General features: G+C 52.3%; 16 protein-coding genes and 1 tRNA gene. 9 read left to right on the top strand and 8 right to left on the bottom strand.

Annotated elements, in window-relative coordinates; translation table 11 throughout:
* Positions 1–26: 26 nt before the first annotated feature.
* Together AB4K05_RS10525 and mgtE are read left to right on the top strand one after the other, a co-directional pair.
* Positions 27–1670 carry a multidrug ABC transporter permease/ATP-binding protein gene (locus AB4K05_RS10525; RefSeq protein ID WP_368479929.1) on the top strand — a complete coding sequence of 548 codons (1644 nt, stop codon included), beginning with the start codon at positions 27–29 and terminating at the stop codon, positions 1668–1670.
* A 129-nt stretch (positions 1671–1799) separates the two neighbouring features.
* Positions 1800–3236, top strand: coding sequence for a magnesium transporter (gene mgtE, locus AB4K05_RS10520; RefSeq protein ID WP_368479928.1), 1437 nt, complete (start codon positions 1800–1802; stop codon positions 3234–3236).
* Here mgtE and AB4K05_RS10515 read toward each other — a convergent pair.
* Positions 3199–4434 carry a SulP family inorganic anion transporter gene (locus AB4K05_RS10515; RefSeq protein ID WP_368479927.1) on the bottom strand — a complete coding sequence of 412 codons (1236 nt, stop codon included), beginning with the start codon at positions 4432–4434 and terminating at the stop codon, positions 3199–3201. The two genes, mgtE and AB4K05_RS10515, sit on opposite strands and share 38 nt — an antisense overlap.
* 273 nt (positions 4435–4707) lie before the next feature.
* Here AB4K05_RS10515 and mqo point away from each other — a divergent pair, with 273 nt between their 5' ends.
* A complete protein-coding gene (gene mqo, locus AB4K05_RS10510) occupies positions 4708–6360 on the top strand; it encodes a malate dehydrogenase (quinone) (RefSeq protein ID WP_368479926.1) in 1653 nt (550 codons plus the stop codon).
* Positions 6361–6419: 59 nt separating this feature from the next.
* Here the strand turns inward: mqo and eco are convergent, their stop codons facing one another.
* Positions 6420–6911: a serine protease inhibitor ecotin gene (gene eco / locus AB4K05_RS10505; RefSeq protein ID WP_368479925.1), complete on the bottom strand. Its 492-nt coding sequence runs from the start codon at positions 6909–6911 to the stop codon at positions 6420–6422.
* 271 nt (positions 6912–7182) lie between these two features.
* Between eco and AB4K05_RS10500 the strand changes: the two genes are divergently transcribed.
* The 4 genes from AB4K05_RS10500 to AB4K05_RS10485 all read left to right on the top strand — a co-directional run bounded on the left by AB4K05_RS10500 (position 7183) and on the right by AB4K05_RS10485 (position 8990).
* A complete protein-coding gene (locus tag AB4K05_RS10500) occupies positions 7183–7470 on the top strand; it encodes a hypothetical protein (protein ID WP_368479924.1) in 288 nt (95 codons plus the stop codon).
* Positions 7471–7834: 364 nt separating this feature from the next.
* On the top strand, positions 7835–8152 hold the full coding sequence (locus AB4K05_RS10495) for a hypothetical protein (protein WP_368479923.1): 318 nt from the start codon (positions 7835–7837) through the stop codon (positions 8150–8152).
* Positions 8149–8589, top strand: a complete 441-nt coding sequence (locus AB4K05_RS10490) for a hypothetical protein (RefSeq protein WP_368479922.1) — start codon at positions 8149–8151, stop codon at positions 8587–8589. The genes AB4K05_RS10495 and AB4K05_RS10490 overlap by 4 nt, the downstream gene beginning before the upstream one ends.
* Positions 8589–8990, top strand: coding sequence for a hypothetical protein (locus AB4K05_RS10485; protein ID WP_368479921.1), 402 nt, complete (start codon positions 8589–8591; stop codon positions 8988–8990). Before AB4K05_RS10490 ends, AB4K05_RS10485 begins: the two co-directional genes overlap by 1 nt.
* Before the next feature lie 210 nt (positions 8991–9200).
* On the opposite strand, the gene AB4K05_RS10480 is transcribed toward AB4K05_RS10485, so the two are convergent.
* The 3 genes from AB4K05_RS10480 to AB4K05_RS10470 form a co-directional block, all read right to left on the bottom strand.
* Positions 9201–9277 (bottom strand) — tRNA-Pro (locus AB4K05_RS10480).
* A gap of 73 nt (positions 9278–9350) precedes the next feature.
* Positions 9351–11105, bottom strand: a complete 1755-nt coding sequence (yejM, locus tag AB4K05_RS10475) for an LPS biosynthesis-modulating metalloenzyme YejM (protein WP_368479920.1) — start codon at positions 11103–11105, stop codon at positions 9351–9353.
* 18 nt (positions 11106–11123) lie between these two features.
* Complete coding sequence (locus tag AB4K05_RS10470) at positions 11124–11351, bottom strand: YejL family protein (protein WP_061279439.1); 228 nt, start codon at positions 11349–11351, stop codon at positions 11124–11126.
* A gap of 183 nt (positions 11352–11534) precedes the next feature.
* Between AB4K05_RS10470 and yejK the strand changes: the two genes are divergently transcribed.
* Complete coding sequence (yejK, locus tag AB4K05_RS10465) at positions 11535–12539, top strand: nucleoid-associated protein YejK (protein ID WP_368479919.1); 1005 nt, start codon at positions 11535–11537, stop codon at positions 12537–12539.
* A gap of 167 nt (positions 12540–12706) precedes the next feature.
* Here yejK and rplY read toward each other — a convergent pair whose 3' ends face one another.
* Both rplY and AB4K05_RS10455 read right to left on the bottom strand, forming a co-directional pair.
* Positions 12707–12991: a 50S ribosomal protein L25 gene (rplY, locus tag AB4K05_RS10460; RefSeq protein ID WP_368479918.1), complete on the bottom strand. Its 285-nt coding sequence runs from the start codon at positions 12989–12991 to the stop codon at positions 12707–12709.
* 125 nt (positions 12992–13116) lie between these two features.
* Positions 13117–14076, bottom strand: coding sequence for a YbgA family protein (locus AB4K05_RS10455; RefSeq protein WP_368479917.1), 960 nt, complete (start codon positions 14074–14076; stop codon positions 13117–13119).
* Positions 14077–14188: 112 nt separating this feature from the next.
* Between AB4K05_RS10455 and AB4K05_RS10450 the strand changes: the two genes are divergently transcribed.
* Positions 14189–14722, top strand: a complete 534-nt coding sequence (locus AB4K05_RS10450) for a lipocalin family protein (RefSeq protein WP_368479916.1) — start codon at positions 14189–14191, stop codon at positions 14720–14722.
* Here the strand turns inward: AB4K05_RS10450 and AB4K05_RS10445 are convergent.
* Positions 14719–16476, bottom strand: a complete 1758-nt coding sequence (locus AB4K05_RS10445) for a DEAD/DEAH box helicase (protein WP_368479915.1) — start codon at positions 16474–16476, stop codon at positions 14719–14721. The two genes, AB4K05_RS10450 and AB4K05_RS10445, sit on opposite strands and share 4 nt — an antisense overlap.
* Between the last annotated feature and the right edge of the window lie 47 nt (positions 16477–16523).

Below are 16523 nucleotides of genomic sequence, written 5' to 3'. Positions count from 1 at the left end.
CTGTTTTTTCTTGCCTGGTTGCTGCTATGGAACTTCTCTTACTCGTCTGGCGTCAATACCGCTGGCCTTTTATTGGCGTGATGGCGCTGAGCCTGCTCAGCGCGGCGCTGGGTATCGGACTTATCGCCTTTATCAACGTCCGTCTGATTGAAACGGTAGATACCAATTTCGCCGTATTGCCGGAATTCCTTGGCCTGCTGCTGTTGCTGATGGCGGTGACGCTCGGCTCTCAGCTGGCGCTGACGACGCTGGGGCACCACTTTGTTTATCGCCTGCGCCGTGAATTTATCAAACGCATTCTCGACACTCAGGTTGAGCGCGTCGAAAAGCTCGGTAGCGCTTCACTGCTGGCGGGGCTGACCAGCGATATCAGAGCGATTACCATTGCCTTTGTACGCCTGCCGGAGTTGGTGCAGGGGATCATTCTGACCTTTGGCTCTGCCGCTTATCTGGCCTTGCTGTCGACCAAAATGCTGTTGATTACCGCACTGTGGATGGCGTTGACTATCTGGGGTGGCTTTATGCTGGTGGCGCGTGTCTATAAGCATATGGCTACTCTGCGTGAAACCGAAGACCGCCTATACAACGACTACCAAACGGTGCTGGAAGGGCGTAAAGAACTCACGTTGAACCGTGAACGTGCGGAATACGTATTCGAGCAGCAGTTTACGCCGGATGCCAAAGCCTATCGTCACCATATCGTACGCGCGGATACGTTCCACCTCAGTGCGGTCAACTGGTCGAACATTATGATGCTGGGCGCCATTGGACTGGTATTCTGGATGGCTAACGGCATGGGATGGGCAGATACCAACGTCGCCGCCACCTATTCACTGACGCTACTTTTCCTGCGCACGCCGCTGCTGTCGGCCGTTGGCGCTCTGCCTACGCTACTGAGCGCGCAGGTGGCGTTCAACAAGCTGAATAAATTCTCGTTGGCGCCGTTCCAAGAAGCATTCCCGCAGCCGGTGGCGCACCCGAACTGGCAGACGCTTGAGCTGCGCGATGTGAGCTTCCACTACGAAGATAATACCTTCGCCGTAGGCCCGCTGAATCTGACGCTGAAACGCGGTGAGCTGGTGTTCCTGATTGGTGGAAACGGCAGCGGTAAATCCACACTGGCAATGCTGCTGACCGGGTTGTATCAACCGGTTTCCGGACAAATTCTCCTTGATGGTCAGCCGCTGGCCGCGGAAAAGCCAGAAGATTACCGCAAGCTGTTCTCGGCGGTGTTTACCGATGTCTGGTTATTTGAACATTTACTGGGACCGGATGGTCAACAGGCGGACCCTCAGTTGGTTGATAAATGGCTGACTCAGTTGCAGATGACTCACAAGGTCAAACTCGATAACGGCCGTATTCTGGACCTGAAGCTCTCGAAAGGGCAGAAAAAACGCGTGGCACTGCTGCTGGCGCTGGCGGAAGAGCGCGACATCATCATGTTGGATGAATGGGCCGCCGACCAAGACCCCCACTTCCGCCGCGAGTTTTATCAGGTGCTGCTGCCGCTGATGCAGCAAATGGGCAAAACCATCTTTGCCATCAGCCATGACGATCACTACTTTGTCCATGCCGATAGGCTGCTGGAGATGCGTAACGGACAGCTCAGCGAGCTGGTGGGCGAAGAGCGTGAACGTGCTTCGAGGGATGCAGTTGCCCGAACTGCATGATTTTTTTGGCCGCTCTGCTGTTTTTTTCAACGCTTGAGCGGCCCGTTTAATTATTTTTACATCACCCCGCGCTATGCTTAGAGCGCCCACTCATTCGATTGGGCGAACCTTCCCGAATAAGGATTATTCATGTCTCTGTTGAAGAAGAACAGCGCCCGCTTGCGTGATGAAGAGCGTATGCGCCTTATCTGGTTGCTGACCACCGATAAGGCCATTACTTCCGCGCTGTTGGGTAAATTAACGCTCGCCGAGCAGTATGATGAAAGCACGCTGGCCGATGATCTGGCGGAAGTAGGCACGCTGGTCGCGCACCTTCAGCCGCCGGATCTTGCAGATACTTTAGAAGCGCTGCCGTCAGAAGAACGTCATGCCCTGTGGAACATGATCGAAGACGATCGCCGCGGGAAAGTGTTGCTGGAAGCATCGGAGAACGTCTGGGACGACCTCATCGAAGATATGAGCGACCGGGCGTTGCTCGATGCACTGCAAACGCTGGATATTGACGAACAGATTTACCTCGTTCAGCACCTGCCGCGTGACCTAACCGGGCGCCTGCTGGCCTCGATGACGCCTGAAGAACGTGCTCGCGTACGGCAGGTGATGAATTACGCGCACGACCGCGTCGGTTCGATCATGGAGTTTGAAGTGATCACCATTCGGCCGGACGTCACCCTGGCCTCGGTACAGCGCTTCCTCCGTCGGTTAGGCAAAATGCCGGAGAACACCGATAAGCTGTTTGTTATCAAGCGGGATCAAACGCTGATTGGTGAACTGGAACTGAAAACGATTCTGCTCAATCCGGCCGACAAGCTTGTTCAAGAGGTAATGGAGGCAGATCCGGTGGCCTTCCACCCGGATGAAAAATCAGAAAGCGTCGCGCGTACCTTTGAACGTGACAACCTGATCAGCGCCGCGGTGATTGATACCCAAGGCAAGCTGATGGGGCGTTTAACCATCGATGAGATCGTTGATGTGGTCTACGAAGAGACCGATAGCGATTTACGTCGTATGGGGGGCCTGAGCAGCGACGAAGATGTTTATGCGCCGGTGCTGAAAGCGGTGAAAACCCGCTGGGCGTGGCTGGCGATTAACCTCTGCACCGCGTTTATCGCCTCGCGCGTGATTGACGGCTTTGAGCACACCATCTCGCAGCTGGTGGCGCTGGCATCGCTGATGCCTATCGTTGCCGGGATCGGCGGTAATACCGGTAACCAGACCATCACCATGATTGTGCGTGCGCTCGCGTTACAGCACATCCAACCGGGCAACTTCTCGTTTTTGATCCTGCGTGAAATGGGCGTGGCGCTGATTAACGGCATCGTCTGGGGCGGCATTATGGGTGGTATCACTTGGCTTTTGTATGACGACATGGCGCTAGGCGCAGTTATGTCGCTGGCGATGATCCTAAACCTGTTGGTGGCTTCGGTGATGGGCGTGCTGATCCCAATGATCATGGTTAAATTTGGCCGCGACCCGGCGGTCGGTTCGAGCGTGATGATCACCGCTATCACCGACACCGGTGGCTTCTTTATTTTTCTTGGGCTGGCGACGCTGTTTCTGCTTTAAGCTTTGCCCGCAGTTTAATTCGCGCGGGGATGACTACCATCATCACAATACCGGCCAGTACGCCAATGGCTAAGTTGCCGCTGCTGACCGTCGCGGCGACGGTGACCAGCATCACCAAGGTTTCCGGCCACGGCGTACGCTTGAGCGCTGCGGGCTGGAGGCTCTGCCAGCTAAAGGTTTTAAACGCCACAATCACCATAATTCCCGCCAGTACCGACATTGGGATCATCGCCATTACTTCGCTTAACGCAGTGACCAGCACCAGCAGCACCAGCGCAGCGGCAATGGTGGAAATGCGGCTACGTCCTTTGCCCATCTCAACGTTAACGATGGTTTGACCAATCATCGCGCAGCCGGCGATGCCGCCATAGCAACCCGCCAGAATATTGGCGACGCCAAGCCCGGCGCTTTCGCGGGTTTTGTTTGATGGCGTGTGGGTTAAATCGTCCACCAGTTTGGCGGTGAGCAGTGACTCCATCAGTCCGACAAAGGCGATGCTCAGCGCACATGGCCAGATAATTTGCAGCGTATCGAGGTTAAACGGCACCAGCCACTGGGTAAAACCAGGTAATCCACCGGACATTGAGCCTTCGTCACCGACGGTAGGCAGAATTTGCCCACTCAATGCGACGTAGAGCGTTAATAGCACCACAGCGACCAGCGGAGAAGGGACGCTTTTGGTGACCTTCGGTAGCCACAGCACAATCAAAATAGTGGCGGCAAAGAGCGCGACGATAAGCGGGCTACGGCTCCAGAAATGAGGAACTTGGGCGAAAAAGATAAGAATGCCCAGCGCGTTTACGAAACCACTCATCACCGAGGCCGGGATAAAGCGCATCAGTTTTGCCATGCCGCACAGGGCAAACACAATCTGAATCAACCCCGCCATGATCACGGCGGGCAGAATGTACTCAACTCCGTGCTGGTGCACCATCGGACCGATAACCAGCGCCACTGAACCGGCAGCTGCGGTGACCATGGCCGGACGACCGCCGAGAAAAGACATCGACAGACATAGCACTACGGAAGCAATCAGGCTGACTTTCGGGTCTACGCCTGCAATCACCGAAAATGAGATGACCTCTGGGATCAGCGCCAGTGCGGTAATGACACCTGCCAGCACTTCACGCGTCAACAGCGTGGGGGATTTTAAAATGGCAAATGAGGAGCCGACAGCGGAATAGGGGGTGTTTGACATAGGTTATTCGCAGGTTATCGATGGCCGGTTTTCTATAAGCCATAGCATCCGTGCGTAGCATCACAAAGGGGAGAATAATACCGCTTCCCGTCACACTCTACCAGTACCAAATCTCATTTTCTGTACACATTTATTAAACATTTTAATAACAGATCTCAAAACTCAACTTAAATTTTAAACAATATTTAAATTTACCCAGCCTGGTGGTAACGTAACCGTACGGATGTTTTTACCTGCATGTAACATATCGCAAGTCAAGTAAGGCCCCCTACGATGAAAAAAAATAGAGCTGTACCCAATGTGCAGAAATCGGGTACCGAAAAGGTTTCTGTGGCGAATAAGGCGAAGACTCGTGCGGTGCACGAGACGGATGTATTGCTGATCGGTGGCGGCATTATGAGCGCCACGCTGGGTACATGGCTGCAGGAGCTGGAGCCAGACTGGTCGATTACCATGGTTGAGCAGATGGAGAGCGTTGCGGAAGAAAGCTCTAACGGCTGGAATAACGCCGGAACCGGGCACTCGGCGCTAATGGAACTCAACTATACCCCGCAAAAAGCTGACGGCTCTGTCAGCATCGACAAAGCCATTGATATTAACGAAGCATTCCAGATCTCCCGTCAGTTCTGGGCGCACCAAGTGACGCGTGGAGTATTGACGCAGCCGAAGAGCTTTATCAACACCGTGCCGCACATGAGCTTTGTGTGGGGTGATGACAACGTTAACTTCCTGCGCGCTCGTTATCGTGCGTTGCAGAAAAGCCCGTTGTTTAACGGTATGCGTTACTCAGAAGATCACGAGCAGATTCAACAGTGGGCGCCGCTGGTGATGGAAGGGCGCGACCCGCAGCAGAAAATCGCTGCGACCCGTACTGAAGCCGGTACCGACGTTAACTATGGCGAAATCACCCGCCAGATGATTAACGCGCTCAAGAAACATGACAACTTCACGCTACAGCTCAATACCGTGGTTCGCCGTTTCCGCCGCAATGCGGACAATAGTTGGAGCGTCACGGTTTCTGATGCCAATAACAGCCATGCCAAGCGGACAATTAAAGCCAAATTCATCTTTATTGGTGCTGGCGGTGCGGCGCTTAAACTGATGCAGCAGACTAAAATCCCGCAGGCAAAAGAGTACGCGGGCTTCCCGGTGGGCGGTCAATTCCTCGTGTGCGACAACCCTGAAGTGGTGAATCATCACCTCGCAAAAGTCTACGGCCAGGCTTCCGTGGGCGCGCCGCCGATGTCGGTACCGCACATCGATACCCGCATTATTGATGGGAAACGTGTTGTGCTGTTTGGGCCGTTTGCGACCTTCTCAACGCGCTTCCTGAAAAATGGTTCGCTGTGGGATCTGTTGGCTTCCACCAATAAATCTAACATCCTGCCGATGCTGAACGTCGGGCTGGATAACTTTGATCTGGTCAAATATCTGGTCAGTCAGGTGCTGCAAAAAGATAAAGATCGCCATGCGGCGCTGCGTGCCTACTATCCGATGGCGAAAAAGCAGGACTGGCGTTTGTGGCAGGCGGGTCAGCGCGTGCAGATAATCAAACGCGATGCGCGTATTGGCGGCGTCCTGCGTCTGGGTACCGAAGTGGTGAGCGATGATGAAGGTACCGTCGCCGCGCTGCTGGGTGCGTCTCCAGGAGCGTCAACGGCGGCACCGATTATGCTGGATCTGTTGGAAAAAGTGTTTAAAGAGAAAATGCAGACCGCCGAGTGGCAGGAGAAAATTCGCGCCGTGGTGCCAACCTACGGTTCGACCCTGACCGAGAATCCGCATTTGATCGACAAAACGCTGGCCTACACCAGTGAAATTTTGGGGCTGCATCATGAGATTGCGCGTGAAGCCGACCCGGTACCTGCTGTGCAGACGCCTTCGAAGCCGATAGAAGTGAAAGAAGTTGCAGATATCGCGCTATAAGGTATTGGCATAAAAAAACCGGCCTTGAGCCGGTTTTTTTGTTTCTGTCGTTATATCTCTTAACGTACAACGGCGTCTTGCACGGTTTCTTGTGCTTCCCACACGCGGTATTTCACATCTACGTTATCTGGGGTGTATACCACAATCGGCAGCTTGCTGTTGTAACGCAGCATACCCTCATCGCCCAGCGAAGCGGTCACGAACTGCTTGGTTTTTTTCTGATCGGGGCAGGCCATCATGGTAGACATTGGGCCGCTAATCTTCTCAACTACATAGTAGTCATAACCCCAACCTTCCAACGTTTTGCTTTCCAGTTTGGCGCCCATGCGATGATGGTTGCAGTCAACCTCCAATGTTTGGCCAACTAATAGCTCAACCTTAAAAGCTGACTCATCTTTCTGAACCGGCAACTGAATTACCTGACGCTTCATACCTTTTTGCGCCTGCGGGTAAGGAGCGACCTTTTCCAGCGGTTGTTCAGCAGCCCAAGCGGTGCTTGAAGCACAGGCGATGGCGAGTAATGAAGCGGCAAGCTTATGTGTGTTTTTCACTGTTCGTCCTTTTTATCAGTATGCAACAGGGGAGAGAATACCATTCCTGATATCAATGATAATCGTATTTTACTGAGTTTTTCATTAGGAATAGTTCTATATATTGAGTTTATTGCCTAATGTAGATGATTATCATGATAATGACGGTGGCTTAGCGGCCATCGTCCTTGGCGATACGCGATCGGCATACGATCTGACTGCGAGCGTCACGACGATGTTGCTGACGATTTATAATAGACGTCAGTTTGTGCAATAACTAAGTGAGGGTGAAATGACACAAGAATTCACGCAGGAGCAGCAGGAGCAGATCGTCGAGATCCTTTCTCGTCATGAGGAAGCGCTACTCAAACGGGTCGCTGCAGCTATTCAAGAGGCGCAGTCTGCGGCGGACGCCGAGTATTCTGCCCAAGGTCTGACGTTTACCCAGCACTCGCCAGCAAACGCTGATTACCTAAGTGCTTTTCTGTTTGGCAAACTTTTTGATGGTTTGCATAAGGGAGATAAATCCCTCGGGGAACTTATTTTGACGATGGAAGCGAAGCGGCTGGGGATCCAGTAAGCACCCCTGTTTTAGTTTTATGCCTTTTTTGAGAGCGCCGGCTTTTTAGGTATCAGCCGGTACTCTTCCTACATCAGGCTCAAAGCAATTCTTATTTCTTTATCAAAAATCAAACCCTCAGTAGTTTCTCTATGAAACATTTTCATTAGTGAACTACCGCACAAATTGCTACATTGCTCCCCCTACGTAAATAATATTACTAATAACAATAATGTTTCTCACCCTTTGGTTAATTATAGTTGTTATGTTTTCTTTGTTAATAGTTTAAGTGATGGTGTATTAATGAAAAAAAATTATTAAGTTAAAGGTTATGCAAGGGTTGGGATAATTATTCTGAAATTAATTTCTTTAAAAGAGATAGTTAATGTTTCACCCCTATACTTTGCTATCGTTGGTTGTTTTAAAAATCATCTTGGGCGCCGCGATTTTAATATCTTGTGAAATTTATGATTCCTTAAATAGTGATATCTCTTGTGTCTGTGCATTATTAGTACAGTTGGTGTTTGGTGCAGCCATTATTTATGCAATTGCCTTTTATGGCTCAGTGCTCTGGTTTGAGGGCTACAAGATAGGCTCCGTGCTCGCGTGGGCCTGTGCCATTGCGGGCGCGTTGTGGTTGTCGATGTTTATTATTACTTGGTTATCTGCTTTTATTTCTGATATTTGTAAGGTTAAAAAATGAAAAAGTTAGCACTTGCCCTTTCTCTGGTATCCATGTCTGTTTCTGCTACTGTTGATTTTAGTGTTGGTCAAGTTGTAGATAAATCTCAAAGTGGATCTTATTCTGTTAAGTTTTCTGATAATAGCGTGTGGACTGGAGTTGATGAAAGTGAATTAACTGCGCAACAAGTAAAGGGTTATCAGATGGAGCAGGCCAGATTGAATGCTATTAAATCATTGCCACCTACAACTACCCTACAAATAAAAAAACCGGTTGCCAGTGTGTTTACCGAAATTGTTCGAGGTGGCCACAATGAACACAGTGGTAATTCTTCACATGATCATGGAACCGGGAACGGTGGCAATAACGCCGCTAATAGCAACTCGGCTCATGGTTTAGGTGGCAGCAATCATATTGGCGGCGGTTCCACCCAATCGGGTTCAAGAGGGCAGTGGTAATGAATAAAATGACGTTCGCTGTCGTTGCAGCCCTGCTTGCTTTGCCGATTGTGGTTCCTAAGGCTCATGCCATCAGTGAGGGGTACAGGAAGCAATTAGAGAAATCAGGCTGTAGCCAGATGACTGATGGTAATGGTTGTGATGTCCACAAAACCAAGGCACAGAACCAAGCGGCAGAAAAGAGAATGGCTAAATACTCACAATCATTAGACCAAATCTCCAGTGAGGCTGATTCTGTTGTCGGACATCGCTTTAATGAAGCAAATGATTATCTTCGTTCTATGGGCTGGCGTACTTGTGGTGAAAATGAAATGTGCAAAGGCAAATGGAAACTACGGATGATGGTAGATAAAGCCCAAGATTATAAAGTTGTTAATGCTCAGATCATGCCAAAAGAGTAAGCGATGCTTTTGAATAGATTATTTTATCTTCTTCTCGGATTGTGCCTGTTCTTATGGTTAGCACTTGGCACCGTCGCGATTGCTTGGTTAGCGACTCACAGGTGTTAGATCTAAAATGGAGGCGAAAGCCTCCATCTTTTTATTAAATGTTCGCAACAGTGTAAAAATACAACCTGAATGGGAACAATAAATAGAAATGTAAGAGCGTTTTGGTCGGCACGGAGAGATTCGAACTCTCGACCCTCGCCACCCCATGACGATGCGCTACCAGGCTGCGCTACGTGCCGATACCCAAGAAATACTACCGCTTTTATCCTTGATTGCAAGCGTGCAACCCGCGATTGATTCACAATTAATCAATCAGTTAGCGATAAAGCGTTTTTCCTCAGTCAGCACCTGCAGCAACAAACTTAGCTGTGGTTTTGGCTCGCGCTCCCTTTCACCTTCGGCGGTCCACGTTTTATAGTGGCCGTTATGGTCGAGCACCACGGTAATGGTTGGCGTCGTAATCGCCAGCGTACTGTTATCCGCTGCGGTGACCCAGTCGTGACGACGGGTAGCACTGAACAGATCCTGACCTTGAGAGTACTCATTTGCCGGAGTGCTGACGTGCAGCAGGCGTTGCATCAGCGTCGTCATAATGTCTTTATGGTTGGTCAGCAGGTCGATACGCTGCGCTGGCGTTCCCGGCCAGTGAACAATCAATGGAACCTGTAGACGCGCACGAGACCAATCGGAATGACTTTTCTGACTATTCAACGCGACGCCATGGCCGGCGGTAATAATAACCACCGTATCGTTAAGCTTCCCGGACTCGCGTAACGCATCCAGCACGCGACCGACCTGGGTATCGACATCAGCGGCCGCACGGGCGTACTGACGATCGCTGAGCTCGGCGTTACTGACGGTGGTACCGTTAAACGAAACCCACGAGAACCAGCGGTTCTCATCCTGAGCATTATTTTGCAGCCAGTTAATCCACTGACTGGCGGTCTGTGTGTCGTTTTGCGACTTGCTCGGCGGCAAGGAGAAGTCTGACAGCAACGCCTGGCGGTAGATTGGGCTGGTAAAGCCGTCAGAGGAGAACAGCCCCAACTGATAGCCTTGTTGATTCAGCGCACTAATTAGCGCAGCCGGAATGCGCGCAGAGAGCACGCCGTCCATATAGCTTGGCGAAATACCGTAGAACAGACCAAAGATACCGTTATCCGCGGTGTTGCCCGCACTCATATGCTGGGTGAAGTTCACGTTACTTGCGGCGAAGCTCGAAAGCGTCGGCATTTGTTGCTCGTAGCGCGAGTAATTCAGCCCGTCGACGGTGATCAACAGTACATTCTTACCGGCGCCGAGATCCCGGTAGCGCAGCTCGCTCAATGGATACTGAACGGAAACGGCTTCAGGATCGCCTTGCTCAATGAGGCGACGCTGGTAATCCTGCGCGTCGAGCAGGCCATGTTTTTCCAAGAAACGGCGAGCCGTCATTGGATAAGAGAGCGGCAGGTTAGCGCGCTGCATAGTCACAGGGCGATAGAAATTGGCATCCGCCCAGATATACATCACGTGGGAGGCGATAAATGAGGCGAAGAAGAACCAAGCGACAGGACGCGCATAGTGGCGACGTCGCGTCAGGCTTCGCAGCTTTTGCCAGCTCCAGGTAGCAAACAGCATCTCGACCAGCAAAATTACCGGCACACTGATAAACATCAGCTGCCAGTCACGTGCCATCTCATTTTGGTCAGGGTTTATCACCAGTTGCCACACCACTGGATTTAGATGCAGGTGGAAACGGGTGAAGACCTCGCTGTCAATGAGCAGCAGAGTCATGCCCGCTGTCGCAAAGATTGCGGACAGGAAGCGCATCAGGCGCTGGGACATGACGATAAAGGTTAGGGGGAACAAAATCAGCAGATAGGCTGAGAACACCAGGAAGCTGAAATGCCCGACGAGGCTGATGTAGGAGTAAACACGTCCTGCAAGCGTCGTCGGCCAGTCGGCGACAAAAAGATAGCGGCTACCGAGCACCATGGCCAACAGCATGTTGAACAAGGCGAACCAGTGCCCCCAGCTAACCATCTGGGAGACTTTTTCTCGGTAAGGCTGACGATGAGTCACCATAAACTGTTGCTTGTACCCTTAGTGCGCGGGATCGCTGTTAATAGAAGACTGCAGCGCCTGGGCGAAAGAACGTGCGATAGCCTGGCGTTGAGCCGGAGCCACGCTGCTGTTAATCAGATTGGTGACCATATTACCCAGCACCATCAATGACAGATCGGTTGGGGTCTTATGTTCTTCCAGTACGTTGGCGAGCTCGCTCAGCAGCTGTTCGACGTGTTCATCACTATAGCGGGATTGTTGTGGCATAAATCGAAATCGGTCCGTTCATTAAAGGGCTGTATATTACCGTAGCAGCAGTATTTTTTCCGCTTTTTTTCAGCGTAACGCGTTATCCTTTCGCCATTATACTGCCACGACCGCGGTAATGTGTGAGTTGCACTGTTGCATCGGGGGTGGTTGAATACACCCGATCTTAAAGGAGAGTTTAACATGAGTCTGGATATCGACCAGATTGCTTTGCATCAGCTCGTCAAACGTGACGAACAAAACCTAGACGTTGTGCTGCGCGAGTCGTTGCTGGAGCCAACCGCTGCGGTTGAAGAGATGATGGCTGAGCTTCATCGGGTGTATAGCGCGAAAAATAAAGCGTACGGTCTGTTTAACGAAGAGAGCGAACTGGCTCAGGCGCTAAAATTGCAGCGTCAGGGTGAGGAAGATTTCTTAGCCTTTAGCCGTGCGGCCACCGGTCGTCTGCGCGACGAACTGGCCAAGTATCCCTTTGCTGATGGCGGCATTGTGCTGTTCTGCCACTATCGCTATCTGGCGGTGGAATACCTGCTGGTGACGGTGCTAAACAACCTAAACAGCATGCGCGTTAACGAACAACTGGATATTAGCGCCACCCACTATCTGGATATCAACCATGCGGATATCGTGGCGCGTATTGACCTTACCGAGTGGGAAACTAATCCGGAATCAACCCGCTATCTGACCTTCCTGAAAGGGCGGGTTGGACGCAAAGTGTCTGATTTCTTTATGGATTTCCTCGGCGCCAGCGAAGGGCTGAATGCTAAGGTGCAAAACCGTGGTTTGCTCCAGGCCGTTGATGACTTTGCCGCCGAAGCGCAGCTCGATAAAAACGAGCGTCAGAATGTGCGCCAGCAGGTGTATACCTACTGCAACGAGCAGCTGCAGGCGGGCGAAGAAATTGAGTTGGAATCGCTGTCAAAAGAACTGTCTGGCGTCAGCGAGGTGAGTTTCAGCGAGTTTACCGCGGAGAAGGGCTACGAGCTGGAAGAGAGTTTCCCAGCCGACCGCAGCACGCTGCGTCAACTGACCAAATTTGCCGGCAGCGGTGGCGGCTTGACGATTAACTTCGACGCCATGCTGTTGGGTGAACGTATCTACTGGGATCCGGCCACCGATACGCTGACCATCAAAGGAACCCCGCCGAACCTGCGCGATCAATTGCAGCGTCGTACTTCCGGTAAGTAATAGGCGCATAGCCTGTCGCACTTGAGCGTATGTGCCGGATGGCGCTGCGCTCTACCGGACAGTAAACTCACAGGTAGGCCGGATAAGCGCAGCGCCATCCGGCAACATCAGGCAAAAAAAACGGCTCCCTAAGGAGCCGTTTCTTCATCACGAAGACGCGTTAGCGATTAAGCGCGAACGAAGTCGATGTGAGACAGCTTTGGCTTGAACGGGTGACGCTGTACAGCCTGAGCTTTAACTTTTTCTTCTTTACCATCAATAACGATGGTCAGAACTTCGCTGTAGAATTCAGCGTTGTTCTGCATGTTCCACACTTTGTCGTGATCCAGTTCGATAGCAACTGGAGCGGCTTCGCCACCATAGATGATAGCTGGGAACTTGTTAGCAACACGCAGGCGGCGGCTCGCACCCTTACCCTGCACTTTACGTACTTCAGCATTGATAGTAAACATTGATAGCTCTCTATATAAATCCTGCTACAGGCGACCCAGCAGCAGGCAAATGATCTGCTTCACGGATGTGAAAGCGGGCGGCATTATAGCCCTCTATCCCCATTCGGGCAATGAAAACCTGACTCTCAATTCGCCGTTAAGCGTAGCCGCAGGCTGTCGGGGTAGGGGGAAAAATACTTCTGCGTCAGCAGATAATCGTCGGGGTGCTCTGCCAGATAGTGCTGTAACAAGGTAAGCGGAGCGAGGATTGGCAACAGCCCGGCGTGATAGTTAACGATCACATCGCGAAGCTCTCCGCGCTGCCGAACGTTCAGCTGTTCGCGGAAGTAGCCCTGAATATGCATCAGTACGTTGGTGTGGTTTTTGCGGGAGGCGGGCTGTTGCAAAATGGCCATCAATTTTTCGCGGTAGGCGACAAAAAAGTCCTCCAGAGAGTCCCATTCATGGATACGGGCGATAAACGGACCAATTTTCCGATATCCCGGTTGGCTGTGCGCCAACAGATGCAGCTTATAGCGGCTGTGAAAAGCCAGCAGGGAGCCGCGGGTAAGGCCTTCATTATGCAGCGCGTTAAGTTCATGCAGTGCAAAGATCCGGGCGACGAAGTTTTCGCGCAGCACCGGATCGTGCAGTCGCCCGTCTTCCTCAATGGGCAGCCACGGATAGCGGCGCTGTAGGGCGGCGGTAAACAACCCGACCCCTTCTTTGGCTCCCCGATTGCCCTGTTCATCATACAGACGCACGCGCTCCATGCCGCAGCTTGGTGATTTAGCGCACACCACAAATCCGGCAAACTCGGCGGCGCTGGGCAGGTAGCCGTCTGCAAAATGCGCCATCTTTTCCGTGAGGTCTTCATCTTGCGCCTGGCTAAAGCGTAATCGGCTTTCCCCGCCAGTCGTGTTGACCAGTCGCAGCGCCGGGCGTGGGGTCGGTAGGCCAATCGCCATCTCCGGGCAGACCGGTTTGAAGGTCACCCAGTCGGCCAGTTCGTCCATGATGAAACTCATTCGTTTATGTCCGCCGTCGAAGCGTACCGCTGCGCCGGTAAGGCACCCGCTAATTCCGAGCGTTGGTTTGCTGTTCATGGCGCTGTCCTGTTCGTTACGTGTTTTACCTAAGCATAGGTTCTTCCGTTTCCCTACGCGTCAGTTTTTATCCTCTACACTTAATGAAATCATTATCCTGCAAGGAGATAGCATGAAGCTATGGCCCGTTGTTACAGGTGTTGCGCTCTCACTGGCGCTGGTGGCCTGCCGTTCCCCGATGCCGCCTAAAGGCGTCACTCCGATTGACCACTTTGATGCCAGCCGCTATTTGGGCAAATGGTATGAAATCGCTCGCCTAGACAATCGCTTTGAGCGAGGGCTTGAGCAGGTGACGGCCACCTACGGCAAGCGTTCGGATGGTGGCATTTCGGTGTTAAATCGCGGTTTTGATCCGCAAAAAGGCGTCTGGAAAGAGAGCGAAGGGAAGGCCTACTTCACGCAGCAGCCCACCACAGCCGCGCTGAAAGTGTCATTTTTTGGCCCGTTTTATGGCGGCTATAACGTGATTGCGCTGGACGATGACTATCAGTATGCACTGGTCAGCGGGCCGAATCGCGACTACCTGTGGATCCTCGCTCGCACGCCAACGCTGCCGCCGCAGGTGCAGCAAAATTATCTCAATATTGCGCGCGGCCTTGGTTTCCCGGTTGATGAACTGCTGTGGGTGAAACAATCTGACGGCTAGCGTAGTTCACCCGCGCGGCGAAAACGTCCTTGATAGTCGAACACTTTTTCACGCACCTGCCAGAAGCGGTCTTTTTGTCTGGCGACAACAAAATCAGGGGCTCGCAGTAGGGCCTGCTGGGCGATGATATCGCTGGAGGTTATCCAGCGAAGCGGCACACCGGGTGTGCGGGTATGGGGGCGGATAAATAGTTGCTCAAAGGCCATACGCTGTGCGGGCGTGTGCAGACGGAAGCGCTCACTGACATCGGCGCCGTCCTCATCGTAATAGGTGATTTTCAGCCAGCCACCTTTCTCGTCTATCCCGTCTTGCAGCGTCATTCCGCTACAGCGCAGTACCAGTGCGTCTTTTAGCTTTAGCGCCGCTTTTAGCATATCGTCCGGGTCAACCAGCACCGTGTCGCATTCGCGGCAGCGGCGAGCGGCAATATCATTCTCGGCGTTGCATTGCGGGCAGTTTTTAAAACGAAAACGGTAGTCGCACTGCTCGCGGTGACCGTCATCATCTTCCAGCCATCCCTGGCAGCGGCGGCCAAAGTGCTCGATGAGGGTGCCGTCGGCGGTAGTCTTTCCCCAGAAGGTATTGGCAAATCCGCAGCCAGGGCAGAACACCTGCACCGGCACGTTATCGCTTTTGCCCTTCGGTGAACCGACTTCTGGTGTGTAGAGATCGTGCGGGTTACCGGCATAATCGAGAATTAAGCAGTCGGTTTTTCCCGGTGCTAAACGCAGACCGCGCCCGACAATCTGCTGATAGAGGCTGATGGACTCGGTCGGCCGCAGAATGGCTATCAGGTCAACGTGCGGGGCGTCAAACCCGGTAGTCAGGACGGAAACGTTGACCAAATAACGGAACCGTTGGTTTTTAAAAGCTTCAATCAGCTCATCGCGCTGCGGCCCTGGCGTTTCACCGGTGATGAGTGCGGCATCGTCGGCGGGCAGCAGGCCGGTGATTTCACGGGCGTGTTCGACGGTGGCGGCAAAAATCATGATCCCTTTGCGCGTTTGGGCGAACTCGATAATTTGGCTAATAATGTGCGGCGTAATGCGCTGCTGTTGTTTCAGTTCGCGGTTGAGATCGGCTTCGCTAAACAGCCCATTGCTGTTGGCCTGCAGGCGGCTGAAATCATACTGTACCACCGGCATATCCAGGCGCTCGGGTGGCGTCAGGTAACCGTGTTTGATCATATAGCGCAGCGGCAGCTCGTAGATACAGTCGCGAAACAGCGCTTTTTCATCGCCGCGTACCATGCCGTGGTAGTGGAATTGATAAATCCAGCCTTTGCCAAGACGGAAAGGCGTTGCTGTCAGTCCCAGCAAACGAATGTGAGGATTCACTTTGCCAAGATGCGTGAGGATTTGCTGATACTGACTGTCATCGTCGTCGCTGATTCGGTGGCATTCATCAACGATCAGCAGCGAGAATTCACCCTGAAAATGGTCAAGATTGCGCGCCACGGACTGTACGCTGCCAAACACTACTTTGCCGTGGCTCTCTTTGCGTTTGAGCCCTGCGGCATAGATATCGGCCTCCAGCCCGAGGGCAAGATACTTGGCATGGTTTTGCGCAACCAACTCTTTAACGTGTGCCAGTACCAGCACGCGCCCACGAGCCAGCCGCGCCAGCTCGGCAATCACCAAGCTCTTGCCCGCCCCGGTCGGCAGGACGATAACGGCAGGCTGCGTATGGCGGCGAAAATGGGCCAGGGTGGCGTCAACTGCTTCTTGTTGGTACGGGCGTAGTGTAAAAGTCATTATCTTGATGATTGTCCTTAACTGCCAAATAGTATGCCATGAATCTT

Origin of the sequence: Kluyvera sp. STS39-E (assembly GCF_040932435.1) — a bacterium.
GTDB lineage: Bacteria > Pseudomonadota > Gammaproteobacteria > Enterobacterales > Enterobacteriaceae > Kluyvera.
This window is presented reverse-complemented; position numbering and strand designations above follow the sequence as displayed.

Bases quoted from the DNA above. Each gene is read 5' to 3' on its own strand.
- AB4K05_RS10525 (WP_368479929.1), top strand. From the start codon at position 27: ATGGAACTTCTCTTACTCGTCTGGCGTCAATACCGCTGGCCTTTTATT.
- mgtE (WP_368479928.1), top strand. From the start codon at position 1,800: ATGTCTCTGTTGAAGAAGAACAGCGCCCGCTTGCGTGATGAAGAGCGT.
- AB4K05_RS10515 (WP_368479927.1), bottom strand. From the start codon at position 4,434: ATGTCAAACACCCCCTATTCCGCTGTCGGCTCCTCATTTGCCATTTTA.
- mqo (WP_368479926.1), top strand. From the start codon at position 4,708: ATGAAAAAAAATAGAGCTGTACCCAATGTGCAGAAATCGGGTACCGAA.
- AB4K05_RS10500 (WP_368479924.1), top strand. From the start codon at position 7,183: ATGACACAAGAATTCACGCAGGAGCAGCAGGAGCAGATCGTCGAGATC.
- AB4K05_RS10495 (WP_368479923.1), top strand. From the start codon at position 7,835: ATGTTTCACCCCTATACTTTGCTATCGTTGGTTGTTTTAAAAATCATC.
- AB4K05_RS10490 (WP_368479922.1), top strand. From the start codon at position 8,149: ATGAAAAAGTTAGCACTTGCCCTTTCTCTGGTATCCATGTCTGTTTCT.
- AB4K05_RS10485 (WP_368479921.1), top strand. From the start codon at position 8,589: ATGAATAAAATGACGTTCGCTGTCGTTGCAGCCCTGCTTGCTTTGCCG.
- yejM (WP_368479920.1), bottom strand. From the start codon at position 11,105: ATGGTGACTCATCGTCAGCCTTACCGAGAAAAAGTCTCCCAGATGGTT.
- AB4K05_RS10470 (WP_061279439.1), bottom strand. From the start codon at position 11,351: ATGCCACAACAATCCCGCTATAGTGATGAACACGTCGAACAGCTGCTG.
- yejK (WP_368479919.1), top strand. From the start codon at position 11,535: ATGAGTCTGGATATCGACCAGATTGCTTTGCATCAGCTCGTCAAACGT.
- rplY (WP_368479918.1), bottom strand. From the start codon at position 12,991: ATGTTTACTATCAATGCTGAAGTACGTAAAGTGCAGGGTAAGGGTGCG.
- AB4K05_RS10455 (WP_368479917.1), bottom strand. From the start codon at position 14,076: ATGAACAGCAAACCAACGCTCGGAATTAGCGGGTGCCTTACCGGCGCA.
- AB4K05_RS10450 (WP_368479916.1), top strand. From the start codon at position 14,189: ATGAAGCTATGGCCCGTTGTTACAGGTGTTGCGCTCTCACTGGCGCTG.
- AB4K05_RS10445 (WP_368479915.1), bottom strand. From the start codon at position 16,476: ATGACTTTTACACTACGCCCGTACCAACAAGAAGCAGTTGACGCCACC.